Source organism: Sphaerisporangium aureirubrum, from assembly GCF_042658925.1.
Classification (GTDB): Bacteria; Actinomycetota; Actinomycetes; order Streptosporangiales; family Streptosporangiaceae; genus Sphaerisporangium; species Sphaerisporangium aureirubrum.
This window is the reverse complement of record NZ_JBHSRF010000201.1, coordinates 1-830: the sequence shown is the minus strand read 5'-3', so window position 1 is coordinate 830 and position 830 is coordinate 1. Positions and strand designations below refer to the sequence as shown.

Genomic DNA, 830 nt, shown 5'->3' with positions numbered 1-830 from the left:
CCGGTGATGGTGCCGTTGGAGTTGACGTTCCATTGCTGGTTGGTTCCGCCGTTGCAGTCCCAGATGATCACCTGGGTGCCGTTGGCGGTGCCCTGGCCGTTGGCGTCCAGGCACTTGTTGCCGTAGACCTGGAGTTGCCTGCTGGAGGTGTTGGTGAAGCGCTGGTTGGTGCCGCTTCCGCAGTCCCAGATCTGTACCTGGGTGCCGTTGGTGGTGCTGGAGTTGGGTACGTCGACGCATCGGCTGGATTGGCCGCCGACGATCTGTACGCCCGTCTGCGGGGTGCCGCCGCCCGACGGCGCGTAGCCGGCGGCGGTGATGTTGGCCTGTACGGCGTTCTCGGTGTCGGCCGTCGGGTAGCCGGAGGTCAGCACGCCCTCGAAGAAGGTGCCGCGGCCGGAGACGCTGTTGTCGCCGCCGATGCCGAGCAGGATGGCGCCTTCCTTCTTCATCGGGTGGTAGCCGTTGGGGCGCCGTCCGTCGTAGTAGTTCGTCAGGCCGCCGGACTGGGCGTTCCCGCCGCGGATCGCCCAGTGGTTCGGCTCGCCCTTGACCATGGCCGTGACGAATCGGTGGTTGATCGACGCGATGTTGTTGTAGCCGGCGTTCACCCCGGAGAACAGTCCCCACTCCAGGTCGGCCATGACCCAGGGGCCGGCTCCGGCGCCGTAGCCCCACTGCTTGTTGGCGCCGAAGTAGACGGTTTCCATGATGGCGGGGGCGTCGGCCTGGCCGTCGGTCTGCGCGTTGCCGTAGTCGAAGCAGCACCACTGGTTGTAGTGCGTGCCGTCGACGACGGCGTAGATGCCTTCCGGCTGGTCTCCGGTCGC

Annotated in this window: 1 protein-coding gene; it reads right to left on the bottom strand. The window is 66.9% G+C overall.

Translation table 11 applies throughout. The features are described from left to right. The coding region (locus tag ACFP1K_RS41140; protein WP_380764044.1) for an arabinofuranosidase catalytic domain-containing protein at positions 1-830 on the bottom strand (830 nt) is incomplete at both ends.